Origin of the sequence: Labrys miyagiensis, from assembly GCF_030160835.1 — a bacterium.
GTDB classification, from domain to species: domain Bacteria; phylum Pseudomonadota; class Alphaproteobacteria; order Rhizobiales; family Labraceae; genus Labrys; species Labrys miyagiensis.
This window is the reverse complement of sequence record NZ_BSPC01000026.1, coordinates 230,363-246,325: the sequence shown is the minus strand read 5'-3', so window position 1 is coordinate 246,325 and position 15,963 is coordinate 230,363. Positions and strand designations below refer to the sequence as shown.

At 62.4% G+C, this 15,963-nt stretch carries 14 protein-coding genes; 7 read left to right on the top strand and 7 right to left on the bottom strand.

All coding sequences use genetic code 11. The annotated features are described in order from the left end of the window. Positions 1-565: 565 nt before the first annotated feature. From QQL24_RS15650 to ppaT, 6 genes are all read right to left on the bottom strand, one after another. Entirely contained in the window at positions 566-1,342 is a 777-nt protein-coding gene (locus QQL24_RS15650; RefSeq protein WP_284313191.1) for an ABC transporter ATP-binding protein, read from the bottom strand. Further along, entirely contained in the window at positions 1,335-2,168 is an 834-nt protein-coding gene (locus QQL24_RS15645; RefSeq protein ID WP_284313190.1) for an ATP-binding cassette domain-containing protein, read from the bottom strand. The genes QQL24_RS15650 and QQL24_RS15645 overlap by 8 nt, the downstream gene beginning before the upstream one ends. Further along, the gene (locus QQL24_RS15640) at positions 2,165-2,995 is read right to left on the bottom strand and encodes an ABC transporter permease (RefSeq protein WP_284313189.1); all 831 of its coding nucleotides are present in this window, start codon (positions 2,993-2,995) and stop codon (positions 2,165-2,167) included. The genes QQL24_RS15645 and QQL24_RS15640 overlap by 4 nt, the downstream gene beginning before the upstream one ends. Continuing rightward, positions 2,992-3,999 (bottom strand): ABC transporter permease, encoded by a 1,008-nt coding sequence (locus QQL24_RS15635; protein WP_284313188.1) that lies wholly within the window; start codon positions 3,997-3,999, stop codon positions 2,992-2,994. The genes QQL24_RS15640 and QQL24_RS15635 overlap by 4 nt, the downstream gene beginning before the upstream one ends. 70 nt (positions 4,000-4,069) lie before the next feature. After that, positions 4,070-5,629, bottom strand: a complete 1,560-nt coding sequence (locus QQL24_RS15630; RefSeq protein ID WP_284313199.1) for an ABC transporter substrate-binding protein — start codon at positions 5,627-5,629, stop codon at positions 4,070-4,072. Positions 5,630-5,666: 37 nt separating this feature from the next. Then, the gene (ppaT, locus tag QQL24_RS15625; protein WP_284313187.1) at positions 5,667-6,890 is read right to left on the bottom strand and encodes a pyridoxamine--pyruvate transaminase; all 1,224 of its coding nucleotides are present in this window, start codon (positions 6,888-6,890) and stop codon (positions 5,667-5,669) included. Between the two features lie 265 nt (positions 6,891-7,155). Between ppaT and QQL24_RS15620 the strand changes: the two genes are divergently transcribed. Further along, positions 7,156-8,223: a putative bifunctional lysylphosphatidylglycerol flippase/synthetase gene (locus QQL24_RS15620; protein WP_284313186.1), complete on the top strand. Its 1,068-nt coding sequence runs from the start codon at positions 7,156-7,158 to the stop codon at positions 8,221-8,223. Between the two features lie 239 nt (positions 8,224-8,462). Here QQL24_RS15620 and QQL24_RS15615 read toward each other — a convergent pair whose 3' ends face one another. Beyond that, on the bottom strand, positions 8,463-9,377 hold the full coding sequence (locus tag QQL24_RS15615; protein ID WP_284313185.1) for a bestrophin family protein: 915 nt from the start codon (positions 9,375-9,377) through the stop codon (positions 8,463-8,465). A gap of 174 nt (positions 9,378-9,551) precedes the next feature. On the opposite strand from QQL24_RS15615, the gene QQL24_RS15610 reads away from it, so the two are divergent. The 6 genes from QQL24_RS15610 (at position 9,552) to QQL24_RS15585 (ending at position 15,929) form a co-directional block, all read left to right on the top strand. Then, a complete protein-coding gene (locus tag QQL24_RS15610; RefSeq protein WP_284313184.1) occupies positions 9,552-9,953 on the top strand; it encodes a VOC family protein in 402 nt (133 codons plus the stop codon). A 194-nt stretch (positions 9,954-10,147) separates the two neighbouring features. Beyond that, positions 10,148-10,567, top strand: coding sequence for a DUF1236 domain-containing protein (locus tag QQL24_RS15605; protein ID WP_284313183.1), 420 nt, complete (start codon positions 10,148-10,150; stop codon positions 10,565-10,567). A gap of 271 nt (positions 10,568-10,838) precedes the next feature. After that, positions 10,839-11,258 (top strand): hypothetical protein, encoded by a 420-nt coding sequence (locus QQL24_RS15600; RefSeq protein WP_284313182.1) that lies wholly within the window; start codon positions 10,839-10,841, stop codon positions 11,256-11,258. Between the two features lie 566 nt (positions 11,259-11,824). Next, entirely contained in the window at positions 11,825-12,607 is a 783-nt protein-coding gene (locus QQL24_RS15595) for a methyltransferase, TIGR04325 family (protein ID WP_284313181.1), read from the top strand. Positions 12,608-13,199: 592 nt separating this feature from the next. Beyond that, positions 13,200-14,708: a lipopolysaccharide biosynthesis protein gene (locus QQL24_RS15590; RefSeq protein ID WP_284313180.1), complete on the top strand. Its 1,509-nt coding sequence runs from the start codon at positions 13,200-13,202 to the stop codon at positions 14,706-14,708. 75 nt (positions 14,709-14,783) lie between these two features. Beyond that, the gene (locus tag QQL24_RS15585; protein ID WP_284313179.1) at positions 14,784-15,929 is read left to right on the top strand and encodes a PQQ-dependent sugar dehydrogenase; all 1,146 of its coding nucleotides are present in this window, start codon (positions 14,784-14,786) and stop codon (positions 15,927-15,929) included. The last annotated feature ends 34 nt before the right edge of the window (positions 15,930-15,963 follow it).

The following is a 15,963-nucleotide window of genomic DNA, read 5'->3' as shown; positions in this document are numbered from 1 at the left end:
AAAAATACAGGGGTAGCTCTTTAAAACGCAGTCTCGCCGATAAGTCTCACTTTTCGACACCCCTCTCAGGGCGTCCGCAAGAACATCGTCGCCTGCGTTTCTCTTTCTTCCGATGCAATTGTCAAATAGCGGTGGGAAGAACAAGTCTTCCCGGGAAGGCAGGACCTTCCATAATTTAGCGAACACTTCGCTGACCCGACCAAGGCCGGTTAAGCCTGCGCTCTTTGTCAGTGAAGCGACACGTCAGCGCCGCCGCTCTTTCGCGGCAACGCCGTCCGTCGATGACGCTGATATAGAGGGGGGCATTTGGGCTGTCAACACCCTCCAAAACGCTTTTTTGCAAAAGTCCGAAGCGCCCTTCCCGGCCCCTCCCCGGCTCCCGCTTGCATCTTTGCCCTATCCCGCCGGAAACGCCGATTTTGCCGCGTTTCCGGCGAGAAGGCAGATCATTAACCATGCTGCGGCGCACACAATTTCCCCGGCAGCCTGTGGATAAGTTTCTTCTCAGGTCTCTATTTCTCGCGCCGAATCTCCACTGGAATCGGTTTCATGGTTCGAAAAATTTTCAAAATTTCATTTTGGGAACGGCTTCGACCAGAAAACGCGTCATTTCGGCTTGTGGCGATGCAACAATAAGCTGTGGCGCCCCCTCTTCGACAATCCGGCCGCCATCCATCACGCAAAGCCGATCGCAGAAGGCCGCTATGACGGCGAGGTCATGGGCGATGAAGAGCAGCGCCATGTCCAGCCGTTCCCGGATATCGAGGAGGAGATTGAGGATCTGCGCACGGACGGAAACGTCGAGGGCGGAGACCGGCTCGTCGAGCACGATCAGGCGGGGATCGGTGGCGATCGCCCTGGCGATGGCAACACGCTGGCGTTGTCCGCCCGAGAGCTCGTGCGGATAGCGCTGCAGCAGGCGCTCGGGCAGGCCGACGATGTCGAGGAGTTCGCCGATGCGCCGGCGCTGCTCGGCTGGTACGGCCCGCTTCCAGATGCGCAGCGGGTCGCCGATCACCCGTTCAACGCGCGCGCGAGGATTGAAGGCGGCCATCGAATCCTGGAACACCATCTGCAGGCGGGGCCGCACGCGCCGCAGCGCGGCGCCCTCGAGCCGGGTGAGGTCCCTCCCCTCGAACAGGATCGTGCCGGCGTCAATGTCGATCAGGCGCAGAATGGCGCAGGCCAGGGTCGTCTTGCCCGAACCCGAACCGCCCACCAGACCGACGATCTCGCCAGGGGCCACCGCCATGTCGACGCCTGAGAGGATGACATGCCGCCCGCCCCCGCTGCGGACGCTGCTGGTGAGCCCCCTGATCTCGAGCAGCGGCGCTTCAGCCATGCCTGCCCCCTGGCACACGGACGGAGAAGTCGCGCGGGTCGATCTCGGCGAAACGAGTCGGGCGCACACTATCAAGGTCGAGGCGCGTCGCAAGGAGCGCCGCGGTATAGGGATGGGAGGGCGCCGAGAAGACGCGCGCAGCAGGCCCCGCTTCGACCAGCCGGCCCTGATAAAGCACGGCGACATCGTCGGCGATCCCGGAGGCCAGCGCGATGTCGTGGGTGACAAAGACCAACGTAAGGCCCCGCTCCCCGGCAATCTCCTTGAGCAGGCCAAGAATGGCATGCTGGCTGATGGTGTCGAGCGCGCTGGTCGGTTCGTCGGCGATCAGCGCCGAGGGCTCGCTCACCAGCGCCGCCGCAAGGGCAATGCGCTGCTTCTGCCCGCCCGAGAACTGATGCGGATATTTCCGCGCGCTCACGCGCGGATCGGGAATCGCCACGCGCTCCAGCCAGGTCTCGGCCCGTTCGCTCACCTCGCGCCAATCGCCGCCACGGTTCACATGACGCGCCTCGGCGATCTGTTCGCCCACCCGCATCAGAGGGTCGAGACTGCCGCCGGGGTCCTGGAAGACCATGCCGATGTCACGGCCGAGGCGCGGCGGCGCGGCGAAGCCGGGGCGCGCGAGGCTGCCGCTCGCCTCGGCATTGCGCGGCAGCAGACCGGCGAGGGCCAGGGCCAAAGTGGATTTGCCCGACCCGCTCTCGCCGAGCAGCACGAGATGGCGACCCGCTGCTATGTCGAGATCGATGGCCTGCAATGCTGGGTGCAGCCCGCCGCGATCGCGGTAGGAAACGCCAAATCCGCGCAGCGAAAACAGGCTCATGCCACCGGCTCCCGCACGCGCAGGGCCTTGGCGTAGCCGCGGCCGAGGAGGTGGATCGCCAGCACGATCAGCACCAGGGCAAGGCCTGGGATCAGCGAGAGCGAGGGCGCACTGCGCAGCATCGCCCGTCCCTCCGCCACCATGCTGCCCCAGCTCGGCCGGTTGGGGTCGCCGAAGCCGAGGAAGGAAAGCGCCGCCTCGATCAGCACGGCGGCTGCGGCGATGATGGCGGCGAGCGAGATCACCGGCGTGAGGGCGTTGGGCAGGATCTCTCGGAAGGCGATGGCAAGGGGATGCATGCCGGCGACCCGCGCCGCCGCCACGAAATCGCGCTCGCGCAGGGAGCGGATCTCAGCGCGGGCGATGCGGGCCGGCTGCGGCCAGGCGCCCGCGGCGATGGCAAGTACGATTGCCGGCAGGCTCGGCCCGGTGATGCTAATCAGCGCCATGGCGAGCAGGAAGGCCGGCACGGTCTGGAAGGCATCGCTGATGCGCATCAGGACATCATCGACCCAGCCGCCGAGAAAACCGGCCAGCGTGCCGATCACCGTGCCGAGCACCAAAGAGGCCAACGCCGAGGCGAGCGCCACGAGGAGCGTGGTCCGGGCTCCCCAGGCAAGCTCGGCGGCGATATCACGGCCGAGCCGGTCGGCACCGAGGGGATGGGCGCCATCGGTAAAGGGCGTCAGCAGTGGTGGCGCGGTGATGGCGAGCGGATCGCCCGGGAAGACCAGCGGAGCCGTCAAGGCGAGCAGCGCGAAGAGCAGCAGCAGGACGAAACCTGCCCTCCCCTCGCCGCTGAGCAGGATGCGGGCCGGCGCGCTCATGCATAACGCTCATTGGCGCCGATGCGCGGATCGAGCCAGGCCTGCACGAGATCGGCCAGCATGTTCATCACCACGACGACAATGGCGCTGAACAGCACCACCCCGAGCAGCAGGGGCGTATCGCGCCGTGACACCGCCTCGGCGGCAAGACGACCGAAGCCAGGAATGGCGAAGACGCTCTCCACCACCACGCTGCCCCCAAGCAACGAGGCCGATTGCAGGCCCAGCATGGTGACCACCGGCGCGAGGGCGTTGCGCGCGACGTGGCGCAGCGCCAGACGCATGCCACTTATGCCGCGCGCCCGGGCGGCGCGAATGAAATCCGCATGCCAGACCTCCTCCATGCCGTCGCGCAGCAGGCGCAGGAACAGCGTCATGTAGAGGAGGCCGAGCGCCGAAACCGGCAGCGCCAGGTGCCAGGCGATATCGGCAACGCGGGCGAGACCCGTCTTGCCCGAGGCGATGGTCTCGAAGCCGCTCGAAGGCAGCCAGCGCAGGCTCACCGAGAAGATCAGGATCAGCACCAGGCTGAGCCAGAAGCCCGGCATGGCATAAAGCGCGAGCGAGCCGATCGAGAGGATACGGTCGAGCCAGCTATTCGGCCTGATACCGGCGATGAAGCCAAGCAGGATGCCGAGCAGGAAGGCCAGCGCCAGCGCCGAACCCATGGTGATCAATGTCACCGGCAGGCGCTCGAACAGGACATCGCGCACCGGACGCTGGAAGCCGGTGGACCAGCCGAGATCCCCATGGGCAAGCGCGGCAAGATAGGCGCCGAGCCGGTGCATCGGCCCCTGGTCGAGCCCCCAGGCGACCCTGAGCTCGGCGATACGGGTGGCATCCATGCCACCGATGCCGGCGACATAGGCGTCGATGGCGTCACCCGAGGCGGCCTCCAGCATGAAGAAGGCGCCGACGATGACGAGGGCGAGAACGGCGATGACGCCGATGAGGCGGCGGAGCAAGCGCAGCGCCAAGGGGGCTACCCCTGGGAGCGCGGACATCCTGTCCGCTCTTCCCTCATCGTCGAACGTACCGTTTCCAAGAGCGGACGGGACGTCCGCGCTCCCAGCGTCATGGCGACATCTCCGGCACGGCTGTATCGGCCCAGTTCGACACCGCCCAGCGTGGATTGTTCGAGACGTTCTGCACATTCTCGTTGGCGACAGTGATGAAGGAGAATTCGGTGACGTTGATCAAAGCAAGATCGTCGACCACCATCTTCTGGAACTGCTTGTAGAGATCGGCCCGCTTGGCGGCATCGATCTCCACCGCCGCCTGCGCGATGATGGCATCGACCTTGGGGTTGGCATAGCCATACTGGTTGGAGAAGGGCACGCCGGCGGGAATGCCGCTCTGGAACAGGATGGTCGTCGAGATCGCAGGATCCTGCCGGTAGACCGGCGTGCCGACGGCGAGATCGAAGGCGTGATCGGTATAGATCGCCTTCAGATGGGCCGGCGAATCATTGGAGACGATCTCGGCGTCGATGCCGATCTTGGCGAGCGCCTGCCTGAGATAGGCGCCGAATTGCACCGTTTCGTTGAAGAAGGGTGCCGGCAAGAGCTTCAGATGGAAGCGGATGCCATCCTGCCCCTTCTTGTAGCCGGCCTCGTCGAGCAGGGATTCACCCTTCGCCGGATCGAACTCGTAGCGCTCTACGTCCGGATTGTAGAAGGTCTTGTCCGTCTGCGGGATCGGGCCGGTGGCAGCGGTGGCATAGCCGCGGAAGATCGCCTGCACCACGAAGCCCTTGTCGATGGAATGGGCGATGGCCTGGCGCACGCGCAGATCCGCCAGTTCCTTGCGGGTGTGGTTGATCTCGACGATCATCTGGTAGGTCAGTGCCTCATAGCCATTGGCATAGACCTTCATGCCCGGCACCTTGGAGATGCGGTCGAGATCGGCAAGCGGCACGGCAGAGAAGGCCGCGAGCTGGATCTCACCCGATTCGAGTGCGGCGCCGGCGGAATCGCGATCCGCCAGCACCTTGAACAGGATCTCGCCGAGTTTGGGCTGGTCCGGCGCCCAATAGGCGTCGTTGCGTCGGAGCAGGTAATATTCACCCGGCTTGTGCTCGACATATTTGAACGGCCCGGTGCCGACGAGCTTCTCATTGGCCGGGTTGGTCATGATGTCGGTGCCCGCGAAGACATGCTTGGGCAGCACCGAGGTCAAGGCGGGCAGGCAATTGCGAATGAGCTGGAAGGGGGTCGGCGTCGAAAAATGCAGCACTGCCGTGAGATCGTCGGGCGTATCGACGCTTTCGAGATCCTTGAAGACGACGCGGCCGAGATTCTGCAGCTTCTTCCACACCTCCAGCGCCGAGAAGGCGACATCGGCCGAGGTGAAAGGCTTGCCGTCATGCCATTTCACATCCGGACGCAGCTTGAAGGTCACCGTCTTGCCGTCGGGGGAACCTGACCAGGAGAGGGCGAGCCGGGGCGCCAGCCCGTCGGCGCCGCTATAGTCAGCCTCGGCCAGCGGCTCGATCACCTTGCTGGCAACGAAGAACACGCCGTTGGAGGCGACGATGGCCGGGTTGAGATTGGTCGGCTCCGAATCGGCCGCCACGGTCAGCCGGCCGCTCGGCGTGTCGGCGGCAAGGGCGCGATGCGGAAGGGCCAGCGCCATGGCGGTCCCGGCGCTGGCAAGCAGGAAAGCGCGGCGGCTAAGCAGGATCGACATCAGCGACCTCCCGGGACGATGACCTAGAATCAGCCTGATTGGATGCCGCTCCGTCGAGAATCGCAAGGGCTGCGTTCACCCCGGCGCCGGCATCGGCCCGGATGCCGAGCTGATTCAACGCAGCACCAAGGGCAGCGACGGCCGTGACGGCGAGCATGGGTTCGGCGCTCGGCCCCATATGACCGATACGCAGCACCTTGCCTGCCGTGAAGCCCCGGCCGAGGGAGAGCAGCACGCCATAGCGCTCGAGCAGCGTATCGCGCAGAACCTTGTCGGTCAGGCCGGCGGGGAGATGGAAGACGGTGGCCGAGGGCGCCGCGATTTTCTCGTCAATCGGCCAGAGCCTCAGTCCGAGAGCCTTCAATCCGGCGCGAGCCGCCGCGGCCGTGCGGGCATGCCGGGCCCAGACCCGCTCCGGCCCCTCCTGCAGATAGAGGTCGAGCGCGGCATCGAGGCCGTAGATCTCCGCAAGCGAAGGCGTGACCGGGAAAGGCCTGCCGATCTCGGCGGCGTGCTCCCAGTCGAGCAGCGAGAGAAAGGAGGCGCGCGGCGCGTCCGGATTGGCCCTGATCCGGGCCCAGGCTCGTTCGCTGATGCCGAGCAGGGTCAGGCCCGGCGTAGCGCCCAGGCATTTGGCGGCCGATGTGACGAAGATGTCGACATGGGCCGCCTCCGGATGCACGTCGAGACTGCCGAAGGAGGAGACCGCGTCCGCGATGATAAAGGCACTATGCTCGCGCGCAATCCGGCCGATCTCGGCCAGCGGGTTGAGCGTGCCGGACGGCGTATCGTGATGGCAGACGGCGATGACCGCGATATCCGGCCGCGCCGCCAGCGCCCTGCGCACCGCGCCGGGATCGATGGCCTCATCGAACGGCACTTCAAGCTCGATCACCTCGCCGCCATGGCGCCGGGCCCAGCCGGCATAGCCCTTGCCATAGACCCCCGAGACGAGGTTGAGCACGACATCGTTGCGGCCGATCAGCGAGGCAGCCGCGGCTTCCAGGCCCAGAAGGGCGTCGCCCTGCAAGATCAGCGGCAGGTTGGTGAGGCGCAGCGCCGATTGCAGCTTGGCGATCACGTTGCGATAGAAATGCTGGAAAGCCTGGTGCCCGTCATAGATGGCCGGCCGCGCCATGGCGTTGAGCACGGCGGGATAGGCCGTGACCGGACCGGTCGTCAGCATGAAGGGCGGAGGCACAGGCATCGGACGTCCCGCAAAGCAGCGCATTTGAAGCTAGCTTTGCGGCGCTTTACTGACAATGCGGAAATTACATATAATTAATGCCACTATCACACAAAATACATAATGGACCCGTTATTATAATTGTATCAACCGGCGCGCGCGTTCTCCCGATCCCGCCGCTTATACGTCTTGTCTTCGACACGATCCCGTTGTTTATGGCTGTCTCGGCACATGCCTTGACGACCCGTTTCGAAGATGAGTTCGAAACCTTACCCAGACGGACGTGATGAAGAACAAGCTCGAATATGTTTGGCCGATCGTCGGGCTCGCCGCCGTCGTTTTTTCGATCTATCTGCTTTCGAAAGAGTTGAAGGGTGTGGAGGTCGGCCAGGTTTGGCAGGCGATCGTCGATCGCGGCCCGCTGATGATTCTCTGCGCCTTCCTGTCCACCTCGCTCGCCTACGCGGCGCTCGCCTGGTATGACCGCATCGCGCTGCTGCATGTGGGCCGCAAGCTGTCCTGGCCCATCGTCTCGGTGGTCTCGTTCGTGGCCTATGCGCTCGGCCACAATATCGGCGTCTCCGTCCTCTCCTCCGGCCTGGTGCGCTATCGCGCCTATTCCAAGATGGGATTGAATGTCGCCGAGGTCGCGGTCGTGACCGCCTTCTGCGCTTTCACCTTTGCTTATGGCGCGATCTTCCTCGGTGGCATCGTGCTGACGGGCGAACCGGGCATGCTCGCGCGTGTTTTTAATATACCGGTCGGAGTAGCTCTGGGCATCGGTATTGTCATGCTCGTCTTGGTGGCGCTCTACCAATTCGGCTCGATCATGCGGCTCAAGCCGCTCAAGATCCGCAACCTCGTCATCGCCTATCCAAAGCCTGAAATTGCCTTCCGCCAGCTTTTTGCCGCGCCGATCGAAATCATTGGTGCCGCTGGCATCATCTATTTCGCGCTGCCCGACAGTCTTAATCCAGGCTTTTTCGTCGTGCTCGGCATGTTCCTGGCTTCGTTCTGCGCCGGCTTGATATCCAATGCGCCAGGCGGGGCCGGCGTGTTCGAGATCTCGTTCATGACGATCTTCATGCTTGTCATGGGCCTGGACCCGACGGTGGACGATCCGGCAACGCGGACAATGAAGGCGCAGGTTCTTGCCGCCCTGCTGATGTTCCGCTTGCTCTATCTCCTGATCCCGCTGGCGATTTCCTGCCTCGTCGTGCTCTACACCGAGCGCAGCAATTTCGGCGGTCTGATCAGTTCGATCTTCGGCGGCAAGGCTCCCGCGATCGACAATGTGACGCCGGCTCCCGTCAAACTCGATCCGGTGCGGCAGGATCCGCCCCCGCATTCGTGAAGCCTTTCCCGGGACCGCCGGCATTCTTGGCCATGGACTAACTTTGCCGGGTGAGGCGGGGTGGAGTGGCGATCTCCGATCACCATTCTTGGAAACGGGGCGTTCTATGCCAGGGAAGATGGCGGTCGGAGACCGCCACTCCGTGTTTGGCGCGCCTCTGCCAGCAAAGTCAGCGCCCATTGGCAATTCTTGCCGACAGCTTCCGTACTCTCGGGCGCGGCGGTCCCAGGAAAGCCCGCTCACACCAGCACGAAATCCTTCGGCTTCGGCAGCGACGGCAGTTCCGTTTCGCCGAGATCCTCGAGGATATTGACCTCGATGGTCCGGCAGATCGCCATCACCGGCAGGCTGTTCTGCGTGGTGCCGAAGGGCGCCACGAGTTCGTCCCCCAGCACATCCAGTCCGAAGAAGGTGTAGGAGACGATCGCGGCGATCAGCGGCGTCCACAGCCCCATGCTGTCGGCAAGGCCGAAGGGCAGCAGGAAGCAGAACAGATAGGCCGTGCGGTGCAGCAGCAGCGAATAGGCGAAGGGCAGCGGCGTCAGCTTGATACGCTCGGCGGCGGTGAGATCGGCCGAGAGCGCCGAGACCCGCTCCTCCAGGGTCTGGGCCATCTGCGCCGGGATCTGTCCTTGTGACAGCGCCCCTGCGATGGCGCCGCTCATGCGGGCGAGCAGCCGGTTCGGGGCGTGCTGCGCGTTGAGCACCAGCTCGCGGTCGCCGGCATCGAGATGGCGCAGAGCCTCCTCGTCAGGCTTTTCGTCCCGCAGATGACAGCGCACGAGGTCGCTGAACGCCGTGGCATAGAGCGCGAGGCGCCGGGCGGTGGCTGGATCGGCGGCAAGATAAGCGATCGCCTGGCGCGACAGGCCGCGGGCGTCGATCACCATGGCGCCCAGGATCTTGCGTGCCTCCCACCAGCGGTCATAGCTCGCCGTGTTGCGGAAGGCCGAAAAGATCGAGAGCGCGACGCCGATCAGGGAGAAGGGCAGCGCTGCGATGGGCGCGACATGGATATAACCACGCGTCTCCAGCAGGGTCACCGTCACCGAGATCAGCGCCACCACCAGCATCTGTGGCCAGATCTGCGGCACGATGGAGCCGCGCAGGATGAAGAAGAGTTCCCAGGGGCGTGGGCTTTTGCGGACGATCACGACTGAGCCATCCTCTCAAAGGACAGGAAGCGATGCTTGTGCCACGCAGCAGGAAGGATTTCGCGGTGCAAAAGCGACATGATCTTTATCGCTGTATCCAAATGGGAATGGCGATAGCCCGCTTGCCATGGCGGCACCGGCAGGAAAGGATTGGGCATCCTGCGGAGACTCGAGATGAGCCAATTTCTCGGCGCCCTGACCCTGGTGGTTCGGGATTATGACGAGGCGAAAGCCTGGTACACCGAAATCCTCGGCTTCGAGGCGATCGAGGACGTCGATATGGGCGGCGGCAAGCGCTGGCTGATGGTGGCTCCGCCAGGGGCTCGCGAGACCCGGCTGCTGCTCGCCCAGGCGGCGGGAGCGGAGCAGGCCAGCGCCATCGGCAGGCAGGCAGGCGGGCGCGTCTTCCTGTTCCTGCATACCGATGATTTCTGGCGCGACTATCAGCTTTATCGCTCGCGTGGCGTGCGATTCTGCGAGGAACCGCGTCGGGAAGCCTATGGCACCGTGGCGGTATTCGAGGACCTCTATGGCAATCATTGGGACCTCCTGCAGCCGGGTGCCGCAAGTTCCTGAAATTCAAGATCTAAATATGTCCGAGAATATACGCGCAATCTGCCTCGCGTAGGGTCATCTCATGAGGCAGTAGCCTTACAGTTCGCCAGATCATTTTATTATACGATATGATTTCGGAACCTTCTGAGATCCACAAGGTTGATTCCACAGTCCATATCCATTGGGCCTTTCGAAACAATCTATGGAGATCGATTATGAAAGGCAGGTCTATTCTTTTGGCCGGAGCCCTTGCTTTCACTCTTATGGCGCCTGCTTCCGTCTATGCGCAAGGCGTGATGGGCGGCGCGCAGGATGGTGCCGAACAGGGCGCCCATAGTGCCGGTCCGGTTGGCGCGGTGGTCGGCGGTACGGTCGGCGCCGTGACCGGCGGCATCAACGGGCTGATCGGCATCAAGCAGAGGCCGCGGTTCCACCAATATGTCATCGAGCAGCATCGGCCTTCCTTCCGTTACCAAGAGCCGGTAGCGGTTGGAACGGTGCTGCCGGACGAAGGGGTGCAGTATTATGACGTGCCTGCCGAATATGGCGACGTCCAATACCGCTACACGGTCGTCAACGATGAAGTGGTGCTGGTCGATCCGGGTACCCGCCGGATCGTCGAGGTGATGCCATAAATCACCCACGACGGGGGATCGCCGCTTGTGCCGATTCCCTGCCGTGACCATCGGAGCAGCCGCCCCTCCCTTGGACGGGCGGCTGCTTTTTTTCAGGCGGTCAATTGCGAGGCCTGCTGAACCACCTCGCGCAACCCCAGGAATATGGAGTTCGCATATTGACGGCGAAGACGCGATGATTTAAGTTAGTGTTCGTTCGCTAACTTAAATCATCGCGGGGCACATGATGATCCTTCCTTCCCTGTCGCGGCCCAGATCCAGCCTTGGCCCAATGTCCTGCTATGCCGTGGCGAGCCTTGCCCTCGCCGGTCTCTATTGGCTCGTCTTCCGCTTTCTCGACAGCCTGCCCTGCCAAGAATTCCTGTGTAACCTCGGCTGGCTGATCGCCTTTTTCGGTCCGATCGTCGTCATCTCCGTCATCGCCCCGCTTGCCAATTACGGCTTGCTGCTCTGGGAGCGCGGTAAGCCCGTGGCATACTGGCCAATGCTGCGGCTTTTCCTCAGCGCCGTTGGCAGCGGCTTTTCCATCCTTGTGCTGATGGCCTTCGTCGATAGCCTCGTCAGCGATGGTCTCGAAAGCATCGACCTCTCGCCCCAGAGCCTGATCGCCGCGCTGGCATTCGGCGGCCTGACCTGGCTCAACCTTAGTGGCGCCCATGTGGTACTGCGCAAGGCAGCCCATGCAATGTGAGCACCCACACTCCTTCCCACCTTTGTCGAGCCCGGCGCGTCGCATAACCGAGCGTCTGCGTTATGGTGTCGGAAGCATAGCGGTCCGCAACGTTCCACACGAACCAACGCGTAAAAATATCTTCATTTTTGCAATATCGTATTGCAGGCCAAGGAATCCTCGAGTTACCGGCACCCCTTTACCGCAGCCGGACAACTTGGCTTGCGAAGATTGAAAATTGCCTCCCTTGTTCGTCACAAAACAACCCCCTCCTCCGCCTCATCTGGATTTCCACCATTTCATAAAAAAATTAAACATATCTCTTTATAATTGCAACTGTATACGTTTTTACATATATATCATGATAGTTAATAACGAAAAATAAGCAATATATTCTTGTTTAAATCGCAAAGTCTTCAGATTATCCTGTGCGTCATTCCCTAGTATCTTGCTATTAAATGCCTCATTGCCCGAAATATCGGTATCACTCACTTGGAGGATCACCCAGCGGCACATTGACATTTTAACGATATAGGTCATCGTAGTAACGCAACCTGCAAGATGGGTCGCAGGAAAGATATTTTACCATGCTGCAACATGCCTGGAAGCTACCCTTGCTCGATCGATTGATGCATTCTGACCCGGCAGAAATTGCCTATAGCGCTAGCGAGGACCTTCATTGGGGCTATTTCGACTCCCGCGAGGAGGCGGAAACGGCCCTGAGGCCCGGGAAAAACGTCATTGCGCATGAAAATGACAATACCGACTCTATCAATATAGATTCGGGTTTATCTGCGCATTCCTTTGATTATCCGGCCATGTTTTTCCTTCAAAAACTGGTGAAGAAAGGAAAACTGAGAACCATTACGGATCTCGTCGGACGATCTGGTTCCAAATATATTTGTTACAGGAAATATATCGACTTCCCGAGCGACCTTATCTGGCAAATCGTCGCGCGCCCTGCGTTGCGGCTGGACCGTGAGCAGCTTTCCTTGACGAATGGCGGGACCTTGCGTTTCCATGAGAGCGTCGAAGACACCAAACCTTGCAATGCCTTGATCTGTTCGGGCACTTTACCTTATCTCGACATTCCGTTTGAACAGCTACTTCGGAATCTGCCGGCTATGCCGGCGGTAATTATCATCAACGAAGTCTCCGTTGCCGAAAAAGCGGGCTTCTACATGCTTGAGACGCTCGGCAGCAGCCAGATCCTTCACAAGGCTATGGCGCTCCCCGAGATCGAGCAGATCCGAAAGAACCTCGGCTACAGATTGGTATCCCGCTGGGATATTCCGGAGCGCTCCTTCGTCCTCGGCTCGTTGAACGGCTCAGCGACGGTGAAAATGATCGGTGAGGCCTGGAGCCTCTGAGCCGGCGGCTCCAGCCAAGTCCGGCGTCCACTATCGTGCGGCCGGCGCGGCCCTTGACTAGGGCCTAGCACATTGAGCTGGCTCGCTTATCCGAAAGTGACGTCAAAAGTGCTCGCGCTTTGTGCTATTGCGCCTGTCTCGTAGCGTAAGATCATGCAATCCGACGGCCCCAATCAGAAGCCGGCCGGGACTAGAGAAGCTTTTCTGACACACAACATGAAGCACGACTGTCCCCACTCACCGACCGGACTGTCCGTTGAGAAGATTGCCACGCGAAGACCGGTCAACCACTCGCTTACGGGCAATATCTTTTGCGTGACTTCTTTCCTGCTGCCCTTCGAAACGGGACTCGCCTTTCGGCTGAAGCGATACCAAGATCACTATGAGGATGAGGGCTATGATTCATCCATCGGGACTGCTATCCGGATAGCATCTGCCCTACCACGCCACGGACTGCCTGCACCCCATGAAGCCATGTCGGAACTGATCCCGCTAAGTCATGCCGAAGGGCGACCGGCAGGGGCGCAATCGACAGAAGCCGTGCCGGTCCCGACAGATTGTGGCCCTATGGAAGCGACAGGATTCCCTTTCCATGGGAGCTGACAGCATCGCCCTTTCAAGACAAACGGCCACGGCAGGTGTCTGGACCATCGGTGCGCGCCTCGTCGCCAAGGGTGTCGACTTCGCGTCGCTGATCGTGCTCGCGCGCTTCCTGGGACCGGGTGATTTCGGCCTGGTGGCGATGGCGATGACGCTCATCTTCATTATCGAGGCTGTCTTCGAATTGCCGCTGTGGTCAGCCCTGACCCGAGTGCCGGACCCGACGCCGCGCATGTACAGCACGGCTTTCACGCTGAGCGCGCTGCGCGGCCTGGCGATTGGTCTCGTGCTCGCATCGGCCTCTTGGCCAATGGCGCATTTCTACAACGAGCCGAGACTCATTCCCCTGGTGATCGCGCTCGCCATGGCCCCGATTCTCCGAGGCCTGATGAGCGCACGCATGGTGCATTTCGCCAAGCAGATGGACTTCCGCCGACAGGCCTTCCTCGATGTGACGAGCAAGGTCATCGCCGGCACGGCGGCAGTCACTCTCGCCGTCCTGACCAAAAGCTATTGGTCGATCGCCCTGGGCACCATCCTCACCCCGACGGTCCTGATGGTAGGCTCCTATATCCTTGCGCCGATGCGTCCCAGGCTCACGCTGAAGGACTGGCCGCTCTTTGCCGACATGATAGGCTGGAACGTGCTTTCGCAGATCCTGCTGGCGGTGAATTGGCAGATCGGACGGTTCATCCTGCCGCGTTTCGTCGACACCGTGTCCTTCGGACGTTACGCCATGGCAAACGACCTGGCGGCCATCCCAACCCAGGTTCTGGTCTCGCCTCTCGGCTTTCCGCTGAACGTGGCCTTCGTCACGTCGAATGAGAGAGGCGATCTCAAGAACACCTATCTCAAGGCCACGGGCGCCGTCGCCATCCTGATGTTCCCGATCTACAGCTTCATGGGCCTCGTCTCCAAACCGCTGATCGATCTGTTTCTCGGGAGCAAGTGGGAAGGGGCAGCCTTTCTCCTGAGCGGCCTTGCCCTCTCCAGCATCATCCAGGCAGCCGCGGCGCCGATGCCTCCGCTGGCGATCTCGCTCAATCAGTCGCGCCTGATCACTTTTCGCAGTCTCTCGCAATGCCTGGTATTGGTGCCGCTCGTCATCGCCGGCGTGTGGCTCTTCGGCGTGCCCGGGGCCATCTTCGCTGTCTGCGTGGAGGCTTGCCTCATCATGTTCATGTCCATGCTGACGGTCAGATTGCTGGTCGCCGCGTCTATAAGAGAGCAGGTCACCGCACTGGCGGGGCCGGTTGCGATCAGCGTCATTGCGGGCGCGATGCTCTATTGCGCCACGCTTTTCATCGTGATCGGCGGAAATCCCCTCGTGCTCGCCTTTCAGATCGCAGTGGTCGGTCTTCTCTACGTCGCCGTCTATGCCGGAGGCATCTATCTGATCTCGCGCTGGGTCAAGTCGACGGCGGGCGCGGAGCAGATGATCATCTCGATCGGACGCAATACCCTGGCCAAGTTCGGACGCTCGGCCTCCGAGAACAAATGAGCCGCGCCGCCGGAGCGGAACGTTCGGCAGGCCACTCGGTTCTACCCGGGACCATCGGTGCATCGAGAGGGCGACATGCGCGAAGTCCGGCAAATCGGGCAGGCCTTGATCCTTGCCTTGCTGTTCCTGCTGCCGGTTCAGGCCGCTCTCGCAGAAGTCAATGCCGGCAACAGGGCCTACAGCACCAGCCGTCCCTTCAAGATCACGCCCGTAGCAACCTTCGACACGCCCTGGGCCATCGCCGTCATGCCGGAAGGCAGGCTCCTGGTCACCGAGAAGGGCGGCCGCCTCTATCTGGTGACACTGGACGGCCGCAAGCAGGAGGTGCCCGGTGTACCGCCGGTCCAGGCCATCGGCCAGGACGGCCTGCTCGACATCGTGCTCTCGCCGCGCTTCGGCACGGACCACCAGGTCTATTTCACCTATGTCGAGCCCGGTGAGGGCGGCGGCAGGCTGGCCTTGGCGCGGGCGAGGTTCGCCGAATCAGGCGACATAGCCCGTCTCGCTGATCTCGCCGTGATCTGGCGCGCCACACCCGAGGGCGGCGGCGGCCAGCCGGGCGGCATCATCGCCTTTGCGCCGGACGGACAGCATCTCTTCCTGGCCTCAGGCGATCGCATGCGCCCGCAGACCGCGCAGGATCCGGGCGGCAGCCTCGGCAAGATCCTACGCCTAAACCTCGACGGTTCCACGCCCGCCGACAACCCGATGGCGGCACAAGGCGGCGTGCAAGCGCAGATCTGGACGATGGGCCACCGCAATCCCTACGGCCTCGCCTTCGCCGCGGACGGAAAGCTGTGGGAGGACGAGATGGGCCCGCGTGGTGGCGACGAGCTCAATCTGATCAGGCCTGGCCGCAACTATGGCTGGCCTCTAGTCTCCAACGGCGACAATTATGACGGCACCCCGATTCCCCGCCACCGCACCCGGCCGGACCTGGAGGCGCCCATCGTCTACTGGACCCCGGTGATTGCGCCGGCCGGCCTTGCCTTCTATTCCGGCGCGATGTTCCCGACTTGGCATGGCTCGGCCTTCATCGGCGCCCTGCGCCAGCACGCCTTGGTGCGCATCGCCTTCGACGGCAAGGGCGGCGCGCGTGAGGCGGATCGCTGGGACATGGGCCAGCGCATCCGCGACGTCGTGGTGGCCGCCGACGGCGCCCTCCTCCTCATCGAGGATCGGCCTGATGGACGCCTGCTGCGGCTGACGCCGGCCAAGTGACTTGTGCAAGGTCGTCATTCCGATCGGATATCGC

What these genes read in the sequence shown, in the direction of transcription:
- QQL24_RS15635 (WP_284313188.1), bottom strand. Translation starts at nt 3,999, where the DNA reads ATGTCCGCGCTCCCAGGGGTAGCCCCCTTGGCGCTGCGCTTGCTCCGC.
- QQL24_RS15590 (WP_284313180.1), top strand. Translation starts at nt 13,200, where the DNA reads ATGGGAGCTGACAGCATCGCCCTTTCAAGACAAACGGCCACGGCAGGT.
- QQL24_RS15640 (WP_284313189.1), bottom strand. Translation starts at nt 2,995, where the DNA reads ATGAGCGCGCCGGCCCGCATCCTGCTCAGCGGCGAGGGGAGGGCAGGT.
- QQL24_RS15630 (WP_284313199.1), bottom strand. Translation starts at nt 5,629, where the DNA reads ATGGCGCTGGCCCTTCCGCATCGCGCCCTTGCCGCCGACACGCCGAGC.
- QQL24_RS15650 (WP_284313191.1), bottom strand. Translation starts at nt 1,342, where the DNA reads ATGGCTGAAGCGCCGCTGCTCGAGATCAGGGGGCTCACCAGCAGCGTC.
- QQL24_RS15595 (WP_284313181.1), top strand. Translation starts at nt 11,825, where the DNA reads ATGCTGCAACATGCCTGGAAGCTACCCTTGCTCGATCGATTGATGCAT.
- QQL24_RS15620 (WP_284313186.1), top strand. Translation starts at nt 7,156, where the DNA reads ATGAAGAACAAGCTCGAATATGTTTGGCCGATCGTCGGGCTCGCCGCC.
- QQL24_RS15645 (WP_284313190.1), bottom strand. Translation starts at nt 2,168, where the DNA reads ATGAGCCTGTTTTCGCTGCGCGGATTTGGCGTTTCCTACCGCGATCGC.
- QQL24_RS15605 (WP_284313183.1), top strand. Translation starts at nt 10,148, where the DNA reads ATGAAAGGCAGGTCTATTCTTTTGGCCGGAGCCCTTGCTTTCACTCTT.
- QQL24_RS15610 (WP_284313184.1), top strand. Translation starts at nt 9,552, where the DNA reads ATGAGCCAATTTCTCGGCGCCCTGACCCTGGTGGTTCGGGATTATGAC.
- QQL24_RS15585 (WP_284313179.1), top strand. Translation starts at nt 14,784, where the DNA reads ATGCGCGAAGTCCGGCAAATCGGGCAGGCCTTGATCCTTGCCTTGCTG.
- QQL24_RS15600 (WP_284313182.1), top strand. Translation starts at nt 10,839, where the DNA reads ATGTCCTGCTATGCCGTGGCGAGCCTTGCCCTCGCCGGTCTCTATTGG.
- ppaT (WP_284313187.1), bottom strand. Translation starts at nt 6,890, where the DNA reads ATGCCTGTGCCTCCGCCCTTCATGCTGACGACCGGTCCGGTCACGGCC.